This is a genomic window from Micrococcus sp. FDAARGOS_333, from assembly GCF_002206575.2.
GTDB lineage: Bacteria > Actinomycetota > Actinomycetes > Actinomycetales > Micrococcaceae > Micrococcus > Micrococcus lylae.
On sequence record NZ_NJFJ02000001.1, the window covers coordinates 1,290,738 to 1,310,723 of the forward strand.

Genomic DNA, 19,986 nt, shown 5'->3' on the forward strand with positions numbered 1-19,986 from the left:
GCAGGCCGTCAATCCCATGGCGGCGGCTACCCCGTCAGCGTGCACGTCGACGGGGTAGCGACTTGCTCACCTTTTCCTGCCCAAGTGTTCCAGCCGGAGAAGCGTCTGCTGAATCGCCGCCGGTGATGGAAAGTGGTGCGACACCCCTCCCATAGCAGATCCCGACGCGGTCCGGAACGAGACCAGAGGCCGGACCCGGACCGGCACCGTGGCGCGGAAAAGGGGAGAACGACGCGGACGAGGGTGAGCCCACACGGCGTGGCCAGGTTGACAAGATTATCGCCTCGCTAGGCACCGGCGTCCTGTATCGACGGAATTTGGAGGCATCTATGCAACGGCTGCCTTCACTAATGGGGAAAGTTGCTGGGCCCTCCACTCATTAAATGGCCCACAGCGGGTTGTTGGCCGCGAGGCGCTGTCCTTCCTCCAAATCAGCATGAGTGTCGACCTCCCACCATTCTTTGGAGGTCACGGGCACCTCTAGGAGGCGTACATGCTGAGCCGCTGCACTCATCGCGTAGGGATACCAAAGGTCCTCCCCTCCTTCGCGCAGCATCCGCCTAACCTCGCGGGCCAGAATGGCAGCGTCGGGAGCGCGCCAGATAGACATACCGAGCCCCTCGCCGCTCGCTACTGCGCGGGGGACGTCCTTGCTGAGCTGGGTTACGCGCCCCTTCGCTACATGGGCTCCGAGGTCGAACGTCTGCGAACGCGAGCGGTCTACGAGGATGCCACTACCTGTGACCGCGCAGAGCCGTTTCAACACGTCACGTGACGTCAGTAGGTCACTGTCGCTGACTACGAAACCGTTGCCCCAAAAGGGAATGGTCAGGCTCAAAGTATACAGATTGTTGGTGGTCTCATAGAGCTCGTTCTCCAGGAAATCGACGCGGTGGTCTAGACTGAGCGAATCGATGTGGTCGCGAACCCTATCACCCATGTACCCGAGCACAATAAGAAGACTGTCGATCTCCAGTGCATCAAGCCGTCTAAGTACTCGCGAGATCAGGCTGCTTCCTCCTACCTCGACAAGCGGTTTGGGGAGGTTCTGATACGTCTGGCCGAGGCGCCGTCCCATGCCGGCAGCCGGGACGATGCCTATCACGGCTGGCCTCCCGTCGAGAGGGCGCCCATTAGCACTGTCTCGAGCGAGGCGTGCTCGGTCTGGGACAACGGATCGTTCTCCAAGTTGCCGCCTAGGGTATTTTGGGCGATTTCCACGTGCTCTGCGGTGTAGCCCGTCTCTGGGAGCGACGCTGGAAGCCCGAGCCGGGAGATCAGGTCTCGGACGACCTTTCGCAGGTCGATACCCCCGAGAAGACTGGCTACCTCATCCATCGGCTCGTGCGGAAGACGTCGGTAGAGTTCATCGACCCAAGCCGGGTATACCGCTGCGAGGCCGCGACCATGTGCGCTGGTGACGCTCGGATTGCCACCGAGGGCTTGCTGAATGCGGTGCGGGTAGCCGGTGCTGGCGTGTGCCACGGCGAAGCCGCCTAGGAGAGAAGCCCGGGCCTGTTCGGCCCAAGTCGCGGGTGTCGCGGACCCGTCGCCGATAGCGGGGAGGGTTTGTCGCAGAATCTGAAGGGATTCGCGACACCACATTCGGGAGATTGAGTCAGCGCGCCGGGCGACAAACCCCTCGATGGCGTGAGCTAGGGCGTCGAAGCTGGTTTGGGCAGCGACGGCCTGTGGCATGCTGGGGAGCCAGGCGGGATCGACGACCGCGACACGCGGAATTAGAGAGTTGCCGCGAATGCCTGATTTGAGATTGCGCGAACTATCTGTAATAATGGCACCTTTTGTGACCTCGGCCCCGCTACCCGCCGTCGTCGGCACGGCAACGACGGGCGTCAGGGCGACATCGTCGTCGAGTGTGCGGCCCACCAGTGCGGGCGCGGGGCCTAGTGCCAGTGAGGCACTGACGGCCTTCGCGGTGTCGATCGCACTTCCTCCACCTACTGCGACAATCAAGTCAGTTCCGCCCCGCACCAACTCGACGCCCCGCTCGACGTCGTCGACCGTGGGCTCCGCCTGCACTGAGTTGTAAACCGTCGTATTGATTCGCAGCTTATTCAATTGCTCTTGGACGGCGGCCAGGGCACCAGATTGAGCGGCGGAAGTTGATCCGGTGACTAGAAGACATCTCTGCCCCATTCCCCTCAGTGCGTTAGAAAGCTGTTTAGTGGAACCCGGGCCCAGGAAAACACGGGTTGGCGTGTTCATCTCAATCGTCATTGAAGGTCCCTTCTAGTCGAATGCTGCGTAAATGCTCCACGACGAGACACGTCCCTCGACCTAGATACTCGAGCGCGGCGCCCCCACCTGGGGAGGCTGTTCCGGTAACCTCTATCTCCTCACAGGTATCACCTCCGAGGAAGAATGCGCCATCTCGCAACGGTGCAAGTAGGTTGCTTAGACTTTGCGCTCCTACTACGAATCCACCGCGGACATCACCCGGGGGGCCGGCGATGACTGCTGTGGGAACGCTCCCAAGCACTTCGGCTATGCGGCCGAGATGCTCGGGTGACCAACGGAGATCGCGTATTGCCCAGCCTGCCGGGATCGGGACACTGAGCGGCGCCCAATGGGATGAACCGCTGATCTCCTCGGTGAGGAGGACCTCATGAGGGAGTATGATTCGGTCGCCTAGGGTGTGAACCGCTTGGACCAGACGCCTCCGTTCCTCCTCGTCTAGGTGAGGCCGTCGTGAGTTACCCACACCGATTCCCTGTGCATGGAGCAGCGCGTTCAACACACCGCCGGTGGGGAGAACGCAATGCGCCCGACTCGTCAGGTCGCTGAACAGTGCCAACACCTTCTCCCGCTTCATGCCGCCGAGTACTAAAGCACCGAGCGGACCGGTGCGGATCGGTTGAAGCACGTCAAGTTCCAGTGCGAGCCCTCTACTGATCCAGGTGGGTAGATGCTCCATGAGGCCGAAATTGGAGGCGTTACGGCGGTGACTCTTTGAAAAGCCGCCCACGATCGCCTTGGCTCCCAAGGTCGCGTAGGCGCGGGCCAGATCCGGGTCGCAATCTTCCTCTCCAGGTGAAAGCCGGGTATTGGGCAGGAGGGTGATGCTGCCGGGAATGCCGCGTACAGCGTCGCCAACCTCCCAAGGTGCGTCCATAAGGCGGACAGGGAGTCCGACAGAGCGCCAGGCCTGTGCCACGTGGCCGAGGCTGCCGGCTGAGCCGTCTCTGTACGAGCCTTGATGGCTGAGCACCACGACGACCGCCTGTGCAGCCGTGAGTGCACGCAGGTCCGGGACTTCCTCCGTAATGCGAGGGGCCGTTACACAGCCAGGCACTACGTTTGCCCCCGCCGAGTACACCCAGCGTTCCCCGGGAGTCACTAGTTCGGGACGAAAGGTGAGGGCGGTGATGTCCGAAGTCATCGCGGAGTGCATCTACTCAAGCCCCTCCAGCCCAGCACTCTCGGGTAGCCCGAGAGCGACGTTCAGATTCTGGACGGCTCCACCAGCGGCGCCTTTACCCAAGTTGTCCGAGACGGCCACTACCTTGATGGTGCGCGTGCGAAGGTCCACGTCGACGCCGATCTGGCAATTGTTCGTCCCCGCCACGTTCGAAACCTGGGGATACAGCGAGTAATCCTTATGATTCAGGCCGCCTTGCCTCCCCCGCCTGATGACTTGCACGAACCGCTCACCATCGTGGCCCTCACCGTACGCGGCGCAGAAAAGGTCTAACAGGTCTTCCCTGGAGGGGAGCACATCCCCAGCCACCTCTATGCTCGCAGTCAGGTGGATTCCCCGTCGGAAATCAGCGTGGGCTGTAGAGAGGTCGACCACAGGGTCTGAACCCCCCCATCGTCGCAGGGCCTGTTCGATCTCGGGCGCGTGACGGTGCCCATCGAGACCATAAGCCAGCAGCGTTGCAGATGCCTCGGCTGCGGCTGTCTCGCGTCGGGGCGTAGACCCCGCCCCCGTCATGCCGTTGACAGCGAAGACCGTCGCACGGCTGCGTCCGGGCAGCAACCCGGCCTGCGCGAGAGGCATAAGGGCGAGTTCGGCTGTGATGGCGAAACACCCTGGGTTCGCGATGAGCCTGGCGCTAGCGATCTCGTCGCGGGCCAGCTCCGTCAGCCCGTAGCAAGCGCTCGAGAGTGACTGCGGTGAAGGGTGACGTACACCGTGCCAGCGTTGCAAATCATCGGGGTCATTGAAGCGGTGGTCCGCGCTCAGATCCACGACCAAGGTGCCCGCCTTGACTAGCTCTTCGCTGACCTGCATCGCTTCCCCGGTCGGGGTGCACAGGAGGACCGCATCCATATCCTCGCGTTCCGTAAGGGTGTCTACGGGCACCAGCGGCAACGGTTCCGTCAGGCGAGGGTGGAATGCGCTCAACTCACCTTCCGCGCGGGCGAAGGGGACGACCCGCCCTACGTTCGGATGACGGAGCAAGAGACGGCAAGCCTCACCCCCGGCGGCGCCCGTGGCGCCAACCACTCCTACTGTCAATGTAGTCATCGAAGGTCCTCCTTCAGGCGATTTTCGAGCACAACGCGGCCTGCAGACACGCCCTCGGGCGAGGTGAGGAGGTCGAACGCCGCCTCGACATCATGGATAGGGAACCGGTGGGTGATGAGGCGAGAGGCATCGAGACCGTTGCTGAGCATGGTCACGATCTCCTCGACCTCGGAGCCCACCGCAAGGTGAGACGTGAGCAGGGTGATTTCATTCCCTACAAACCCATCGAGCGGGATGGAGACGTCGCTGCCCGAGTAACTGACCACCACCACCTGACCTCGGGGGCGTGTCAACTCCAGTGCCTCTGTTAAACAGGAAGGGTGGCCGGAGGTGACAACGGTGAGATCCGCGTTCACATCCGTGTACTTCGCTCGATCGTCGAGGTCCCCGGCATCAAGGAAGCAGGATGCTCCCAACTTCCGTGCCAAACGCTCCTTGGCGACGCCGCGATCGATAGCCGTGACCTTGGTGGCGCCTGCCCGGTGGGCGAGGAGCACGGTCGCGGCCCCAATACCTCCCGCACCGATCACGGCAACATGCTGCGGGCGGGTATCGGGCCTCTGCAGCGCGTGCCACGCAATGGAGAGTGGTTCAACCAAGGTACCCTGTTCGTGAGGCATATCGTGTGGCAGCACTGTGATCATCGGTTCCCGCAGAACCACGTGGGTAGCGAAGCACCCGGGCCAGTCCTCGTGTGACAGGTTGGTACGCCCCGCGCACAGGTTGACCATCCCGCCGGAGCACTGTGAGCACGAGCCGCACGGGCAGAATGCAGATGTGGTGATGTGGTCGCCAACCCTCACCCGCGACACCCCGGAGCCCACGGCCACCACATGTCCACACATCTCATGTCCTAAAACCGCAGGAGCCCGCTTGTAGGGGTGCCGACCCAAGTAAACACCAAGGTCCGAGCCGCAGATCCCAACGAGATGGACCGCGGCCACGATGTCATCGGGGCGTGGCGAGGCTATGGGGAGGTGAACTTCCTTGAACGTGCCGCTCGTCGTCAACTCGTAGCCGCACGCTGCCGTGGTCTCATACGCCATGGCTAGCCCTCCCAGTTTGATCCAGTGCCTGGACGCGGCGGACAACCTCTGCGGCGATGCGCAATTGTGCTTCCTCCGTGGAACCGCCAATGTGAGGCGTTACCACGCCACTGGGGTGCTGGGCCAGGAGGGGAATCCCGGACTCCTGGGCGTGAACGTCGGCTGCAGCGCCCGCGATATGTCCGGAACGCAAACCATCGAGCACAGCCTGGTGGTCGACGACACCGGAGCGGCTGACATCGATCAGGAGACATCCCGGCTTGACGTGTGTGAGCACCTGGGCGTCGACGAGTCCATGCGTGGCGGGCCCTCCAGGAACCTGGATCGAAATGGCATCCGACTTCTCCACGAGTTCTTCGAGGGTCAGGAGGTCGATGCCCTTCGCGCGCATTGTGACTTCGCGATCCGCAGACGGGTGCTCGACCGACGCGCAGACCTGCATGTTGAATCCCTGGGCCAGCTCTGCAACGCGAGTCCCGATTCGCCCGCATCCCACGAGGCCGAGAGTGCGCCCACCCAACTCAGTGCCGCAGAGAGCGGACTTAGCCCATATTCCCTCTCGAACCTGCCGGTCTGCCTCCACGATGCGCCGACTCAATGTGAGGAGGCTGGCCAGCACGAACTCTGCCACGGCGTTCACTCCCGGGGAGGGGATAGACGAGACCGTCACGCCTAGAAGGCCAGCGTGTGCGGCGTCGATGTTGTCCAACCCGTTACCGGCACGAATCACTGCACGCAGGTGTGGTGCACAGTCGAGTGCCTCGGCGTCAACGACGACGCTACTGCGGCAAATGAGCACGTCAGCGTTCGAGACAAGAGCCAGGAACTCGCTCCGGGTTGGCCTTTCGACGACGGTCAGCTGTGTAAATCGGTCGAGCCTGTCCCGGCCGTAACGATGTAGCGGGTCAGTGACGAGCACCCGCAACGGTTCTCTGATAGTGGTCATGGCTGTAGCCGACATGCGTTCCATCCCGTCTCCGTCCGTCGGAACACGAGACGTCGGTGAAAACGATCCGTGCTTCCGTGCCAGAACTCGATCTCGTGCGGTTCGATATGCCAGGCGTGCCAGGACGCTGGTCGGCCAAGATCACCTGACGCGAGCAATTCCTCCGCCTGGGTACGCAGCGCGCGCTGGTCTGTGAGGGGGGCACTCTGATGGGATGCGATCACGGTTGCGCGGGCTGCGGCCGGGCGGGCGCTAAACAGCGCGTCGGACTCCGTCTCGTCGCTCTTATGGGCCGTCCCGTTGACCACGATCTGCTGCATTGTCTCGCGCCAGTAGAACGTCAGGGAGCAGCGTGGATCAGCTTCAAGCTCACGGCCCTTGCGACTCTCAGCGCTCGTTGTAAGGACAAGGTGCCCGTCAGCGACATCCTTAACGAGGACGGTTCGTGTTGTTGGGCCCTGCGGACCGAGAGTGGCGAGTGTGACTGCTCTGGACTCGCGAACGTTGAGTGAGTCGGCCCGGGCCAGCCATTCGCCAAGGAGGGAGAAAGGCTCAGCAGGAGGGCTGTCAAACTCTGCGAGGTCGAGATCGATGTCCCCCGAAAGGGTCTTTCTGTCATTCATGATGCCTTCACCTCATCATCGTCATTGAGTATTACGCGGGCGGGGTCTAGAAGGTCTCGCAGCCACGCGGTGAGCTGTTCGTCGTCGGCCGCGCGCACGATGGCGTACGCCACGCGGTCAGCCGAGGACTCCGCGGGGCGGACTGGGGTTCCAGGAGAGATTCGTTCGCCGTGCCGCAACAGATCCGAGGATTGGGTCCACTCTCCCCAGTTGATGGCCCGGAGCGTGCCCTGACGGGGTGCTACGAGGAAGCAGGTCCCGAATCGACCCGCCACCGGGTGAGGCTGGGCCTGATATGGGAAGGGAGAGGCGCAGGCAGAGGGACGGCCGAGGGCAAGATTGAGGTGCGCCTCGTAAAGGTCGACGTTGCGGGCGCGCGCGATGGCCTCCCAGATGTGGTCGCCAGGCATTCGGACCATGGTCTCCATCACCACCGCCCGGCCCCCGCTTTCGCGGAATTCCATGCTCACGACGGAATCACGGATGCCCAGGCGACCGATGACGAGCTCAAGGGTACGTTGCGCCTCCTGAGCGAGCGTAGGATCACTGGATTCGAAGCCGACGCGATGAGCGACCTCTACGAAATGGACTTGGTCTTGAGTCGTCTTGTGAGTCAGGTTGGTCAGCACGGGCTGCCCGGCGATCACGAGGGCTTCGAAACTGTACTCCTGCCCGGCCACGTACTGCTCACACAGGACGGGCCCGTCTCCGCCCCGCGTAGAGACCAACTCATCTATGTCGCTGAGGGTGGTAACACGTTGCACCCCAGAGCTGCCCATCCCGTCGACTGGCTTCACGACGGCAGGCAGGTGGGCACGTAGCCAGGGCTCGGCATCTGCGACCTTACCGGCAAGAATGAACGTGGGTTGAGCCACGACATTGTCAAGTTGCGTGCGTTGTAGCGCCTTGTTGCGGCTACTCATGGACGCCCGTGTGCCGGGCCCTGGCAAGCGATGGAGGTCCTGGACAAGGGACGCCGCGATGACGTGCGGCTCGGAGAAGGCCAGGCAACCCCACGGAACCCCTGCGGCGGCCAGCCGGTCGGCTAGGGCGAGAGCAGAACGAATCCAGCCGGTGTCCTGGCCGATCTCGCTGGACGGCAGTGTCTCCTGGTCATGGATGGGGTATCTCGAGGTGAGTGCCTCGAGCCTTTCCCGGGTCTCGACGAGAGCGATCCGGACGCCGTTCCGCACGGCAGCGTCGAGGTACGGCTCCGCCATGACGCCAGCTCCGATAAGCAGGATGGTGGGGGTGTTCATTTCATCTCCTTACCGGTTGGGGACCTGACTGCGGTGCACGCGTTTCCACTGGACGAGCAACGGCACGACTAGGGCCGCGCTAACGAGAGCAGTCCACTGAAGGAGCGACTGGGCGCCGACCTTGTCTCCGAGGAGCGTGAGCAGCAAGCCCGAGAGGGGCGTGGCAACAAGGATGACAGCTACGAAGAAGCCAAGGGTGGTACCGACCTTTTGCGGGTTGATTAGCTCGAGCCGACGAGTGCGCATCCAGATTGTGAAAACCACCAGTCCACCTGCCCATAGGGAGTAACCGATGGCAAAGAGTATGAGGGAGGAAGCGATAGACATGGTCACCGCGGCAACCGCAAGTATGACTCCAGCTACAGCCACCATCCGGCCTATGTCGGTAGCTCGCGTGCCCCACGAACACAACGCTGCTGAAGTCAAGCTCACTGCCGCGGCCGTTCCTGCCACTGTGCCAGCGCTGGCCGCTCCACCACCGAGTTGGCCCACAACGATCGGGGGTAGAGTCGCCAAGGCCATCCCACCAGTAAGGTTGACGAGGATCGTGATAGCCATGAGGAGCGGGAGCTGTCTGCCCTGGAAGAGGGTCCGGCCGCCGTCTCGCAAACGTTCCCAAGGCCCAGCTTCGCCCCCTGTGACCTGGGGGTGCCCAACGGCGGAGAGAACGAGGGGGGTGGCGAGGAGTGCAAGGATCGAAGTGAGCGCAAAGAAGAGGAGTGCGCCACGGAGGCTGAGCAGTCCCAGCGCCCAGCTGCCGAGGGCGGGTCCAGCGACCATTGCCGTCTGGAACGCCATCTGTTGCTGAGATTGCGCTTGTGCGAACTTGTCCTCGTTGACCGCCGTCCCCACGACCTGCTCGGTAACGATTGACGAGTAGCCGTTGGCGATGGCAAGGACACCGCAAGACGCGATCAGCGTCCATGCTTCCGGCTCGATCAGTACAACCAGCAGGACAATCGTCCGAACCAAGTCTGAACTCACCAGCTGCGGCAGCGAGGGAAAGCGGTCTACAAAGGTTCCGAAGAACGGTGACAGGACAATCCTAGGCAACCACTGGATCGTAAAGGCGATTCCGGAGAGTGTGGTACTCGCGGTGACAGAGTACACCGCTAGAGGGATGACGAAGGTAGAACCCTGGTCCGCGAGGAAGCCGAAGAAACGCACCGTTACGAAGGGCGTGATGCCGCGAGGCAATCGATTGACGGAGTGGCTGGTGCTCATGCCGCTCCCTGCCACTGCACGATGTGTCCGAGTGCGATGAAGACTGCAATGACGGCCAGCCCGGCCATCCCGCGAGGGCCCGGCTTACGCACGCGCCAGGACGACAGATTGGCCGCAGCAACCGCGAGCATCGCCATACCGAGTACATACTGCCCCCAAGGTTCATGCCTCAGGGGGACGATTAGGAGTAGGCCAGCCACGAGGTACTGGTTGACGACAACTGGGACGCCGACGAAGTAGCGTCCGTCTAGCCCAACCATGGTGAAGTACGCGAGCCGACCGGCGAGTGCGCAAGCAGTCACCATCGCGACGGTCACCGCGAACAGGGAGCCTTCGCCGAGAGTCAGGAGGCAGACTGCCCCGAGGATTCCGCCCGCCGCGAGGTCAACAAGAGAGTCGAGGGCTCCGCCGATACGCGATGTGAGCTCGGCCCGCTTGGGCGTTGCGCGGGCAATGTAGCCGTCCGCGACGTCGCACACCGTCGAGCCCATGAGCCCGATGGCAGCCTGGTGCAGGGAACCATCCAATGCACCGGCGAGGCCCCAGACGGTTGACACCAGTCCAGCAAGCGTGCAGAGGTTAGCTGCATCGGCGAGCTGGCTCAAGATAGTCGGGGCGGGGTTAGTTCTCCTGCTGTTCATCAGACCACGCTCACCTTCGCTATGACGTCTTCCCCAGCGGCCTTTGCAATGGCAGCGGCCTCGTCGCAGGTATCCCCGTGCGTGACGACGAGCGCCATGCCATCGATCGATGAGGCTGCTGGCCCGAGTGTGTCCCCCACGGCAATGCGCATTTCCACCGTGTCCAGGCCCTCCCTGCTGGAGAGGAGGCCGGGGTCGATCGCCTGCACTGTCCCCGTGCGGGAGGGAACGAGGCAATAGGCATAGGGGCGTGCCGGTACGTCGGAAGTGGGCGCGTCGGGCATACCCTCCCCGAAGAGCTCGCGCACGTACCACTCCACAGGGTCGAAGTCGAAGCCCCGGGTGACGAGTTCGCGTACCTTGGCCCCGCCGATACGTGCACCAATTTCGTTCAGACGGTAGGTTCCATCGGGGGACAGGAAGACTTCGGCGTGAAAGATCATTCGATCATGCCGGGGCAGAGCTGCGATAGTTTCCGTGACGAGACCCCGGAGGATTGGGACGCGTTCGTCATCTGCGTCGAGTTGAGAGGCGACAAGGAGCTGTCCTTCCTCGAAACCAAGGCAGGACGATGTCCGAGAGGGCCAGCAGGCAAGAGTCCGGCCGTCGGCTGTGACGCCATCGACATTGAACATCTCGTTCTCGACGAACTCTTCGGCGATTAGATAGGCAGGCTCGTCGCCGGAGAATGCGGGGGAGTCCAGGCAGAATTGGTCTAGGTCTTGCTCAGTGCGAAGAACGCAAACGCCGATGGAGGATGCGCCCATTCGTGGCTTGACCACGATGGGGCCCTCAATCGTCCGATGGAATGTCAGGAGATCGAACACATTGTCGATGGGTGTGAAGCGGGCCACAGGCACCCCAGCCTCGCTGAGCGCCCGCTTCATGAGCAACTTGTCTCGAAACGGTAGCGTCTGTTCGAGCGTTGGGCCGCCCAGGCCGTACTGATCCCGCATGCGTGCCGCACGAAGCAGGTCGAACTCGGATAGCGCAAGCAGGTTGTCGCACTCGTGCTCCCGAACGAGCCGTTCGAGGTAGAGCATCGTCCGTGCGGAGGGGTAGTCATCTACGACTGTGACAGCACGATAAGCGGACAGGTTCAGTCCCGTGCGGGGCAACGACGATCGAGACGTCACAAGGACGGGTGCGTGGCCAAGCCATGTGGGGTAGTCGACCAGATCGAGCGGGAACCGGTTTAGGATCGCGGTGGTCATGGAGTCGCCCCTTGCATCCTTGCCCAGTCCAACTCCACCGTGTCCAGGGCTTGGGTGGCTGCAGTCCGCGCAGCGGCCTCGACATCGCCAGTGGCGATGGCCCAGGCGACGCGATCCTGGTTCGAACCATTGAGCCGGTGCTCTTGCCCCTCGGCGATGCGCAGGTGAACCTCTCGCACGCCGGCAATGGCACGCGCGGACTCCAGCTTTGACACCCGGTTCAAACGTCCGCCGGGCCCCTGGCGAAAGCGGATCGTCGCGACTGGTGCTTCTGGCTCTCCCTGCCGTGCAGCCTCGCCAAGCGCAGCTCCAATATGCTCATCGACCAGATCCACTCCCGTCGCGAGGCGAACAAGCTCGGGGATCCGGTCTCCGGCGACGCGCGCGTTGATCTCAATGACGGCTGCCCTGCCCGATTCCTGAACTCTTAGTTCTACGTGCGCGGGCCCCCACCTGAGCCCGATGACGGAGCAAGCTTCCTCCGCGACGCGGGAGAGGTAGTCCTGCAGTTCTGTCGCGAGGCCGGCAGGCACGGTGTGAGCGATCTCGATCACGGTTCCTGGCGCGAGTGTCTTGCTGGTGACGGCGACGGCCCGTCCGTGCATGAGTTCCACCGAGTACTCCGCCCCCTCGATGAATTCCTCGACGAGGACTTCATTCTGAACAGGGATCCCGAGATACTCCCCTTGACGAAGGATGGCCTCGGTGGCTTCCTTGGCCTCGTGAGGAGTGTCACAGCGGCGCACTAGCACGCTGCCCGTGAGGTTCGTGGGTTTCACGATCACGGGCGTGCCTAGTTCCGCCGCCGCGCTCTGCGCCTGGTCTGCAGTGTGGCAACGCCGGTAATGAACAGTTAGCTCCGTACCGGCAAGTTGGTCGCGTTGGCGCGCCTTGTCACGGCAGATGGCCACAGCTTCGGGGGCGGGACCGGGACAGCCGAACTCGCGAGCCAACTCGGCGGCCTGCGCCGCGTAGTACTCGTACATACCGAGGACAGCTCGAGGCGAGCCATCGAGGTGCTGGAGTACAGACGCGCGCATGGCCTCGACGTCGAGGGTCGAGGTCTGAATCACCGACACGTCCTGCTGTGCGAGCTGGCGCCGTAGGTACTGGGGCATTCCGTCAGGGTCATGGGTGAGCAGCAGAGTGCTGAGGCCACGCTCTCGCAGCAGCCGGGCGGCGTCCGCGCCGGCCCCGGTCACAGGTGCCTCGACCATCACGGCTACGCGTGCAGGATCGAGGCCGCTCATGCGCTGGCCCCCTGGTCGGCGCTGTGGAAGTAGCCGGCCCGGGACAGCTTGGCGACCCATACCAAAATGTCCCGCATGACGTGGTGATTCTGTTCAGGCCGCAAGGCGCCTAGCTGGAAGAACACGACGCCCTCGCTCGGCGGGCCCAAGACGGTGATTCGCGAGTCGGACTCGCCAGTGGCGCCGATTGGGCTGAACGTTTCGTCCAAATCCAAACCACCTGGCACGAAGGGCTCATCGCTGGGGCCGCCCTCGTTCTCCCAGAGCCGGACCACGCCACGCTCCAGGAGGTTGCGGTAGAGACTGGCGGTGTCAAGCCGGGGGTCGAAAGCGTGGACAGTGGCATCGACAAGCACGTCGACCCTCGCTGCGAACCCCGTCTCCGGACCCATGACTACGTAGCCGTTGTCCTCGTGTGTCACCAGTCCAGAAGGTCCGACCCCGAGGTCAAGCACACCGTTTTCGGCGGCGGCGTGAATCTTGTGCATGACCTCCCGAGCCGCCCCATTGGCGAGCCGATTGTGGTGGCGCATGTAAACGTTGAGAAAGTGCCGGTGAGAATCCGGGGTGAGCCCTCCCCGGTCGATGGCGTGGGCGAGAACGTCGCGGAGGTCTCGCCACACCCCGTCGGCTGCCGCCTTGGCCGGGTCGGCCAGGTTCCCGTGAGCAGCACGCAAGTCATCCTCACTGAACCAACGGAGCATCGCTCGGCGATACTCCTCCGGGTCCTTGCGGGCGTCATCAGGGATGGGACGGATGGTCTTATCCCAGTCGAACTCATTCTCAGCCGCAGATCGAGGCAGCCCGTAGGGCGACTCGAGGCCGAGGTACACACGGGGGAGTTCGGCGCTGAGGACCGTTCCGATAGGGCTGCGCAGTGCTTCACCCCACACACAGCCTATGAACGTCGCAGCGGCCAAAGAGAAATCCCAGCCCTTGGCCTCGTTGCGGCAGGACGCGAGGGATTGCACGCCGTTGAGTCTCTGATCGACCAAGGCGTACATCCGCCGCGTCTCGTCCTGGAGTGTAGTGAAAGCCTTCTCTGCCGCACTCCGCGCTTCTTCGGCGGAGGCGGTACGGAAGGCCTCCACCTCGGGCTCGACGGTGCGCTGCAGGTGTTGACCGGCGTCACTGCCCAGCAAGGCGGTGGCGTGCACGATCATCATCTCCAACCGGATTAGAGGAAAGATGTCGCGCTCGAAGTCGATCTGGAGCCCGTGGGGGCTGCTCGTGCCACGGGCCTCTCGGATAGTGTTCACCGCAGATTCTGAGAGGAAAATTGGGCGGTGTTCATGCAAGGCGAGATTCACCTGCTTGTGGTTGTCGGGCCTGGCGAAGGTGAATAGGCCGGACCGAGAGAAGGGGATGATGCGATCCGGTTCCTCACCGGAAGGGACATAACGAAGCCGCTCGCCGTCCGGCACGAAGGATCCGCCCCGCCCCTCGGTCAGGTACAAGACGATGTCGATGGCGGTCAGTCCCATCCCCTCGCACGCGACCGTGCTCCCGGGGGGCGCGACCTCGCAGCCGAGGCCTCTCTCGAGCGGATAGGCTGCACCGACGTAAGGAGCGTTGGTGGCTCGGGCATGGTCCGCGTGCTTGCGACGCCTGGGGTCCAGCATTGGGTCGTTCCAAGAGTGCCCGGTGACCAGGAGCGCGTGCCCGACGTCGGGTACACGCTTTCCATCGGCGCAGATGAGCTCCAGCTTCTCTCCAGAGTTATCGATGTCCACGACCTCGGAAGCGTGTAGCTTGACCTGGATGCCCGCCGCTTGCAGGACACCAACGTAGAGGTCGAAGAAGTGCCGCAGAGCCTCGCCGTGAACGAACCGCTTTGGCCAGTCGGTGGCGGAGACACGGTAGCGCTCGTCCCCGGTGGCCATATACCGAGCCTCGCACCACTGCGCGAGCGTTAGTCGGGTATGCGCTGCCATGAGCGGGTCGGCGTCCTCAATCGTCTCGTCCGCGGCGAACGAGACCTGTCCGGCGATGCGGTTAAGGAAACTGACTTGTGGCTGAAGGCGGCTGTGGACCTCTCCGTCGCCGAAGTTCCCGCCCTTGTCGAAGACGTGGATAACAAGTGGGGTCGAGACGCGTCCGACCTGGGCGAACGCCGCGAGACGTTCCAGCGAGTACACGGCGCTCGGGCCGCCGCCCACTAGTGCAATGCTGCCTTGCTCAACCATTGGTCGTATCTTTTCCCTCGTGCAACGAAGCCGTCATGGCTTCCAACATTCCCTTGATCTGGCTTGGCTTGAGCTGGCCCATGGTGGCAATGCGGACGACCTCCCCCATGCGCGGAGGACAGTGGTACACGACGTAGCCGCGTTGCAGCATGGCGGCGTGGAAATCGGTGTAGCGTACGCCTTTGGGCAGGTGGAAGACGCTGGTGCAGCATGAGCGTTTGCCCTCTTGTGCAAAGGGAACGAGACCCAGCTGTTTTGCGTGTTCCCGGATAAGGCTGGTGCCTCGTGCATACCGTTTGTGGCGCGCCGTAACTCCTTCTTCCAGCATGATGTCCAGCGCGGCCTGCCAAGCGGCCAGCACTTGGACAGCGGGAGTGAACGCTGGTTCGCCGCGTACGGCCTGTGCCTGGTACTGCGCCTGGAGGTCGAGGTACAGCCCTGGCCGGTTGCGACTCCCGCCCTCCAGATGCTCTGACCGAGCGCACACAAAGCTCATGCCGGGGAGGCCCTCGAGGCACTTGTTGGACGAGCCGACTAGCCAGTCCACGCCGAGGGCAGTCACGTTGATCTCCTCGGCTCCGACGCTGCTTACCGCATCGACGATGAGCTCGCAGCTGTGAAGCTGCGCGAGCGCGGCGACGTCGGCGAGCGGGTTCAGCATCCCGGTAGAGGTCTCATGGTGGACCATCAATATGTGTGTGAAAGTCCGCGCTTGGAGAGCCGCCTCTATCCTGGGGAGATCGAACTGCCGACCCCACCCGAACTCGAGCCACTCGTGCTCTATTCCCCGTGCGGAGGCTACATCGCGCAATCGTTCGCCGTAGTTCCCATTGTCAAGCACCAGTGCGAGCCCCGTTGGTGGTATTGCGGTTGCAATGGCGGCCTCCAACGCGCAGGTGCCGGAGCCAGTCAGTATGACAACCGCATGAGTCTCTCGTCCTCGGCACACCGCCAGTAGCTTGTCGCGAACGTCGCCGATCCGCGAAAGAGTCTCCTGCTCCCGGTGACAAAGGTCGGATGTGTTCAGGGCCGCCCACACGCTGTCGTGAACCTGGACCGGGCCAGGGTTAAAGAGAAGCGGAATTGCGGTCACCTCTCCACCACCTCAGCGCTAGCTGTTTCCCGCGCTTCGGGAGGAAGCATCTCGGATTGGACCAGCTGGATGAGGCGCTGTTCGGCAGTGTCCATCTCCGAGTAATCGTAGTGGTCAAAGATCTCGCTCACGCCCGCCATCGGCGGGATTCCGATGAGGCTTTGATGCCTGCTCAAGTGGTCAGTCACGCCCTGGATGGCTCGATAAGCAGCGCGTAGGGAATGGTTGGCCCAGAGAACGAGGGAGACTCCGAGCGACTCGTAGAACTCTCGCGACAGGTTCTTGCCGTAAGTTGTCGGGGCGAGGACCAAGGGTGCTCGATTCTCCCAGAGGCGGCAGAACTCGACGATTTCGTCGGGTTCGGGCCGGCGGGAGTGGATGAACACCGCATCTGCCCCGGCCTCGACATATGCTGCTGCTCGGGACAGCGCCTCATCCATTCCCACGCCGGCCACCAGTGCCTCTGTGCGAGCGACGATGCAGAATTCATTCCCCACGGATTCGCGTGCGGCAGCGACCTTTACCATGAACTCACGCTTGTCGACGAGGTCGTGCTCGTCTCCATAGAACGAGTTCATCTTAGGGAATCGTTTGTCCTCGAAGGAGACGCCTTGCGCTCCTGCAGCTTGAGCGTTTCGGGCGAAGAGCCGTGTGGAGTTGTAATTGCCGTGACCGCTGTCCCCGTCCACGAGGATCGGCAGGTCCGTGCACAAGCTCATGTTGTGTACTTGGCGGAGCATGTCGCTCCAGGCGAGTTCGTTGGCGTCGCGAACGCCGAAGGCCGTTGAGACGCACAGGCCGGACGCCCAAAGTGCGGGGAAGCCCGCATCTTGGGCGATGCGAGATGACATCCCGTCGTGAGCCTCCATGGCGAATGTGACTTCTGGGCTTTGCAGGATGTCCTTCAAATTGGCGCGAGCCGTGAGATCATTGTTCATGTGTACCCTCCGGCTTCAACCGTAACTCATTGACGTGGAATGTCTACAGACATAGAAAAAGATTAAGTCTGGCACAGTGTGCGCAAATGGTTTATGCAGCATCACGGATGGGTGTCTCCGGCCGCGACCCTCCGCAGGGCTCCTTGCAGGCCGACCTCACCGGCGAGGCGGACACCGTGGGTGCTGCGCGCAGAGGTGCCGCTCTTCGGCCCCGGCGTCTTCTCCGGGGCCCTCCCCGCGCACGTGCCGATCTCCGCCCAGGGCAGCTCCCGCACCTCCTTGCAGCGCTGAGCCGGCCCTCTAGACGACGGCACCCGCCGCTCCGAGGCGAGTGCCGTCGTCGTTCCCTCGCCTGTCTCACGAACACCTCGTGGGCGTCTCATGGACGCCTCATGGACGCTCCGTAGCGTCGTCCGCATCCTCCGGCAGAACGGCCGGGACGATTCGGATTCAGGAGGTGCCATCCCATGGGCATCAGCGTGGCGCTCTACTCCCACGATTCGGTGGGCCTCGGCCATGCACGGCGCAACCGGGCCCTGGCGTGGGCGCTGGCGAACTCCCTGCCGAAGCTCACCGGCGAGGAGGTCACCGGCATGCTGATCGCCGGCCACCCGGACGCCTCCCAGGACTCCCTGCCGGAGGGCTGGGACTGGCTGCTGCTGCCCGGCTACGCCCGCACCTCCGCCGGCTACGCCGCCCGCAACATCGGCATGTCCGTTCCGGACTTGGCGGACATGCGCGGCGAGATCATCGCCTCGGCGCTGGACGCGTTCGCCCCGGACCTGTTCATCGCGGACCGCCACGCGTTCGGCGTGGACAGCGAGCTCAAGCCGGCGCTGGCCCAGCTGCGCCGGAACCACGGCACCGCCACCGTCTTGGGGCTGCGGGACGTGCTGGACACCCCCTCCGCCGTGCAGACCGAGTGGGAGAAGATCGGCGGCGCGGACGAGGTCGCCGCCCACTATGACGCCATCTGGGTCTACGGAGACCAGAACGTGTACGACCCGACCGCCACCGGAGAGATCCCCGCCGGCCTGGCCGAGCTGACCCACTTCACCGGCCTGCTCTCCCGCGGCCGCCCGGAGGACGAGGGCGCCCCACTGGAGACCCCGTACATCCTCACCTCCGTGGGCGGCGGCTCGGACGGCGTGAACGTCCTGCTCGCTTCCGCCGCCGCCGAGGTCCCCGCCGGCCACCGCCACATCATCGTCACCGGCCCGCAGATGTCCGCCAAGGACGAGGCGCGCGTCCGTGAGACCGCCGCCGCCAACCCGTGCTCGGCCCCGGTGACCGGCGCCCAGGGCGTGTCCCGCCCGGGCATCGAGGTTCGCCGGGCCGTGAACAACCTGCCGGCGCTGCTCACCCACGCCGCCGCCACCGTCTGCATGGGCGGCTACAACTCCACCGCCGAGGTCCTCGCCACGGACACCCCGGCCCTCGTGGTGCCCCGCGCCTCCCGCCGCGCCGAGCAGCCCCGCCGCGCCGCCGCCCTGTCCGCCGCGGACGCCGTGGACACCGTGTCCATGGCGGAGGTCTCCGGCGAGATCGTCGGCGAGTGGCTCGCCGACGCCGTGACCCGTCGGGTGGACCGGAACCACCTGGACCTGGACGGGCTGGCCCATGTGGGCCTGCTGGCCGCGGACGTGATCCGCTCCGGCCGGTCCCGTCACCGCTCGGCCCGCGCCGTCCGCGACGGCGAGGCCGCCTCCCTACCCGTCCGCTCCGCCTCCCCGGAGCACTCTGCCGAGGCCGGCACCGACGCCGCGCCCGGCACCACCTGCACCACCGCACCGATCCTGGAGACCCGTCATGCCTGCTGAGACCCCCGTCATCGGCTATGTCCTGAAGATGTACCCGCGCTTCTCCGAGACCTTCGTGGTCTCCGAGATCCTGGCCCGCGAGGCCCAGGGCGAGAAGATCGTCATCTTCTCGCTGCGCCCCACCACGGACGCCCGCTTCCACCCGGAGCTCGCCCGGGTGAAGGCCCCCGTGGTGCACATCGGACGCCCATCCTCGGCGAACCGCCTCTGGCAGGCGCTCGCCGGTGCCGCGCAGCACGACGGCGGCTCCCTCGCCTCCGGCATGTCCGCGCACCTGCCCGAGCTCCTCACCCTGGGCCACGACGACGCGGTCCAGGCCGTGGAGGTCGCCCGGGCCGCCCGTGCCCAGGGCGTCACCCACCTGCACGCCCACTTCGCCTCCGTGGCCACCACCGTGGCCCGCATGGCCGGCAAGATCGCGGACCTGCCGTACTCCTTCACCGCCCATGCGAAGGACATCTTCCACGAGGACGTGGACCCGGAGGACCTGAAGGCGAAGTTCGCGGACGCCCACCACTCCATCACCATCTCCCAGTACAACGTGGACGACCTCAAGCGCCGCTTCCCGGAGTCCACCGCCACCCTGAAGCTCGTCCGCAACGGCCTGGACCTGGTCCGCTTCCCCTTCGTGGAGCGCCCGGCCCGCACCGCGGACCGCCCGGCCCGCCTGCTGGCCGTGGGCCGTCTGGTGGAGAAGAAGGGCTTCGAACACGTGGTGGAGGCCGTGGCCCGCCTGCGCGCCGAGGGGCACGACGTCACCGCGGAGATCGCCGGAGACGGCCCGCTCGCCGCGGACCTGCGCCGCCGGATCGAGGAGCATGGGCTGACCGAGCACGTGCACCTGCTCGGCCCCATCACCCAGGCCGAGGTCGCCGAGCTGCTCGGCACCCGGGACGTGTTCGTGGCCCCCTTCGTGGTGGGCTCGGACGGCAACGCGGACGGGCTGCCCACCGTGCTGCTCGAGGCCATGGCCCGTGGCTTGCCCTGCGTGGCCGCGGACGTGACCGCCGTCGGCGAGGTGGTGAAGACCGGTGAGACCGGATGGCTCGTGCCCACCGGGGACACCGCCGCCCTCACCGCCGCCGTGGCCGAGGCGATCGCCCCGGACGCAGACCACTCGGCCCTGGCCGCCGCCGCCCGCACCCAGATCGAGGACCTGTTCGACTCCGCCGGCCAGGCCGGCCGCCTCTCCCGGCTCGTCACCGCCTGAGCCGTCCCGATCCCCACCGCACCGACCGCCCGAACCCGCCCGTG

General features: G+C 64.4%; 17 protein-coding genes. 2 read left to right on the top strand and 15 right to left on the bottom strand.

The annotated features are described in order from the left end of the window. Nucleotides 1-379: 379 nt before the first annotated feature. Genes CEQ11_RS05785 through CEQ11_RS05855 form a run of 15 tightly spaced genes read right to left on the bottom strand, consistent with a single transcriptional unit; the run spans nucleotide 380 to nucleotide 16,912 of the window. On the bottom strand, nucleotides 380-1,105 hold the full coding sequence (locus tag CEQ11_RS05785) for an NTP transferase domain-containing protein (protein ID WP_088478026.1): 726 nt from the start codon (nucleotides 1,103-1,105) through the stop codon (nucleotides 380-382). Beyond that, nucleotides 1,102-2,238, bottom strand: a complete 1,137-nt coding sequence (locus CEQ11_RS05790) for an iron-containing alcohol dehydrogenase family protein (protein ID WP_088478027.1) — start codon at nucleotides 2,236-2,238, stop codon at nucleotides 1,102-1,104. Before CEQ11_RS05790 ends, CEQ11_RS05785 begins: the two co-directional genes overlap by 4 nt. After that, on the bottom strand, nucleotides 2,228-3,412 hold the full coding sequence (pgk, locus tag CEQ11_RS13460) for a phosphoglycerate kinase (RefSeq protein WP_088478028.1): 1,185 nt from the start codon (nucleotides 3,410-3,412) through the stop codon (nucleotides 2,228-2,230). Before pgk ends, CEQ11_RS05790 begins: the two co-directional genes overlap by 11 nt. After that, on the bottom strand, nucleotides 3,413-4,492 hold the full coding sequence (gene argC / locus CEQ11_RS05800; RefSeq protein WP_088478029.1) for an N-acetyl-gamma-glutamyl-phosphate reductase: 1,080 nt from the start codon (nucleotides 4,490-4,492) through the stop codon (nucleotides 3,413-3,415). Further along, nucleotides 4,489-5,538, bottom strand: coding sequence for a zinc-binding dehydrogenase (locus CEQ11_RS05805; RefSeq protein WP_088478030.1), 1,050 nt, complete (start codon nucleotides 5,536-5,538; stop codon nucleotides 4,489-4,491). The genes argC and CEQ11_RS05805 overlap by 4 nt, the downstream gene beginning before the upstream one ends. Further along, nucleotides 5,528-6,484, bottom strand: a complete 957-nt coding sequence (locus CEQ11_RS05810) for an NAD(P)-dependent oxidoreductase (protein WP_193762994.1) — start codon at nucleotides 6,482-6,484, stop codon at nucleotides 5,528-5,530. The genes CEQ11_RS05805 and CEQ11_RS05810 overlap by 11 nt, the downstream gene beginning before the upstream one ends. Continuing rightward, entirely contained in the window at nucleotides 6,481-7,107 is a 627-nt protein-coding gene (locus CEQ11_RS13465) for a pyridoxal 5'-phosphate synthase (RefSeq protein WP_088478032.1), read from the bottom strand. Before CEQ11_RS13465 ends, CEQ11_RS05810 begins: the two co-directional genes overlap by 4 nt. After that, the gene (locus CEQ11_RS05820) at nucleotides 7,104-8,366 is read right to left on the bottom strand and encodes an ATP-grasp domain-containing protein (RefSeq protein ID WP_088478033.1); all 1,263 of its coding nucleotides are present in this window, start codon (nucleotides 8,364-8,366) and stop codon (nucleotides 7,104-7,106) included. Before CEQ11_RS05820 ends, CEQ11_RS13465 begins: the two co-directional genes overlap by 4 nt. A gap of 9 nt (nucleotides 8,367-8,375) precedes the next feature. Continuing rightward, the gene (locus CEQ11_RS05825) at nucleotides 8,376-9,590 is read right to left on the bottom strand and encodes an MFS transporter (protein ID WP_088478034.1); all 1,215 of its coding nucleotides are present in this window, start codon (nucleotides 9,588-9,590) and stop codon (nucleotides 8,376-8,378) included. Continuing rightward, entirely contained in the window at nucleotides 9,587-10,231 is a 645-nt protein-coding gene (locus tag CEQ11_RS05830; protein WP_088478035.1) for a CDP-alcohol phosphatidyltransferase family protein, read from the bottom strand. Before CEQ11_RS05830 ends, CEQ11_RS05825 begins: the two co-directional genes overlap by 4 nt. After that, on the bottom strand, nucleotides 10,231-11,445 hold the full coding sequence (locus CEQ11_RS05835) for an ATP-grasp domain-containing protein (RefSeq protein WP_102957493.1): 1,215 nt from the start codon (nucleotides 11,443-11,445) through the stop codon (nucleotides 10,231-10,233). The genes CEQ11_RS05830 and CEQ11_RS05835 overlap by 1 nt, the downstream gene beginning before the upstream one ends. Then, nucleotides 11,442-12,695, bottom strand: a complete 1,254-nt coding sequence (locus tag CEQ11_RS05840; protein WP_193762996.1) for an ATP-grasp domain-containing protein — start codon at nucleotides 12,693-12,695, stop codon at nucleotides 11,442-11,444. Before CEQ11_RS05840 ends, CEQ11_RS05835 begins: the two co-directional genes overlap by 4 nt. Beyond that, nucleotides 12,692-14,881, bottom strand: a complete 2,190-nt coding sequence (locus CEQ11_RS05845) for an FAD/NAD(P)-binding protein (protein ID WP_088478038.1) — start codon at nucleotides 14,879-14,881, stop codon at nucleotides 12,692-12,694. The genes CEQ11_RS05840 and CEQ11_RS05845 overlap by 4 nt, the downstream gene beginning before the upstream one ends. Then, on the bottom strand, nucleotides 14,874-15,974 hold the full coding sequence (locus CEQ11_RS05850; RefSeq protein ID WP_088478039.1) for an alanine--glyoxylate aminotransferase family protein: 1,101 nt from the start codon (nucleotides 15,972-15,974) through the stop codon (nucleotides 14,874-14,876). Before CEQ11_RS05850 ends, CEQ11_RS05845 begins: the two co-directional genes overlap by 8 nt. After that, a complete protein-coding gene (locus CEQ11_RS05855; RefSeq protein ID WP_088478040.1) occupies nucleotides 15,971-16,912 on the bottom strand; it encodes an isocitrate lyase/phosphoenolpyruvate mutase family protein in 942 nt (313 codons plus the stop codon). The genes CEQ11_RS05850 and CEQ11_RS05855 overlap by 4 nt, the downstream gene beginning before the upstream one ends. Before the next feature lie 467 nt (nucleotides 16,913-17,379). Here CEQ11_RS05855 and CEQ11_RS05865 point away from each other — a divergent pair, with 467 nt between their 5' ends. Continuing rightward, nucleotides 17,380-18,732, top strand: coding sequence for a glycosyltransferase family protein (locus CEQ11_RS05865; RefSeq protein ID WP_193762997.1), 1,353 nt, complete (start codon nucleotides 17,380-17,382; stop codon nucleotides 18,730-18,732). Beyond that, on the top strand, nucleotides 18,722-19,942 hold the full coding sequence (locus CEQ11_RS13345; RefSeq protein WP_088478041.1) for a glycosyltransferase: 1,221 nt from the start codon (nucleotides 18,722-18,724) through the stop codon (nucleotides 19,940-19,942). Before CEQ11_RS05865 ends, CEQ11_RS13345 begins: the two co-directional genes overlap by 11 nt. The last annotated feature ends 44 nt before the right edge of the window (nucleotides 19,943-19,986 follow it).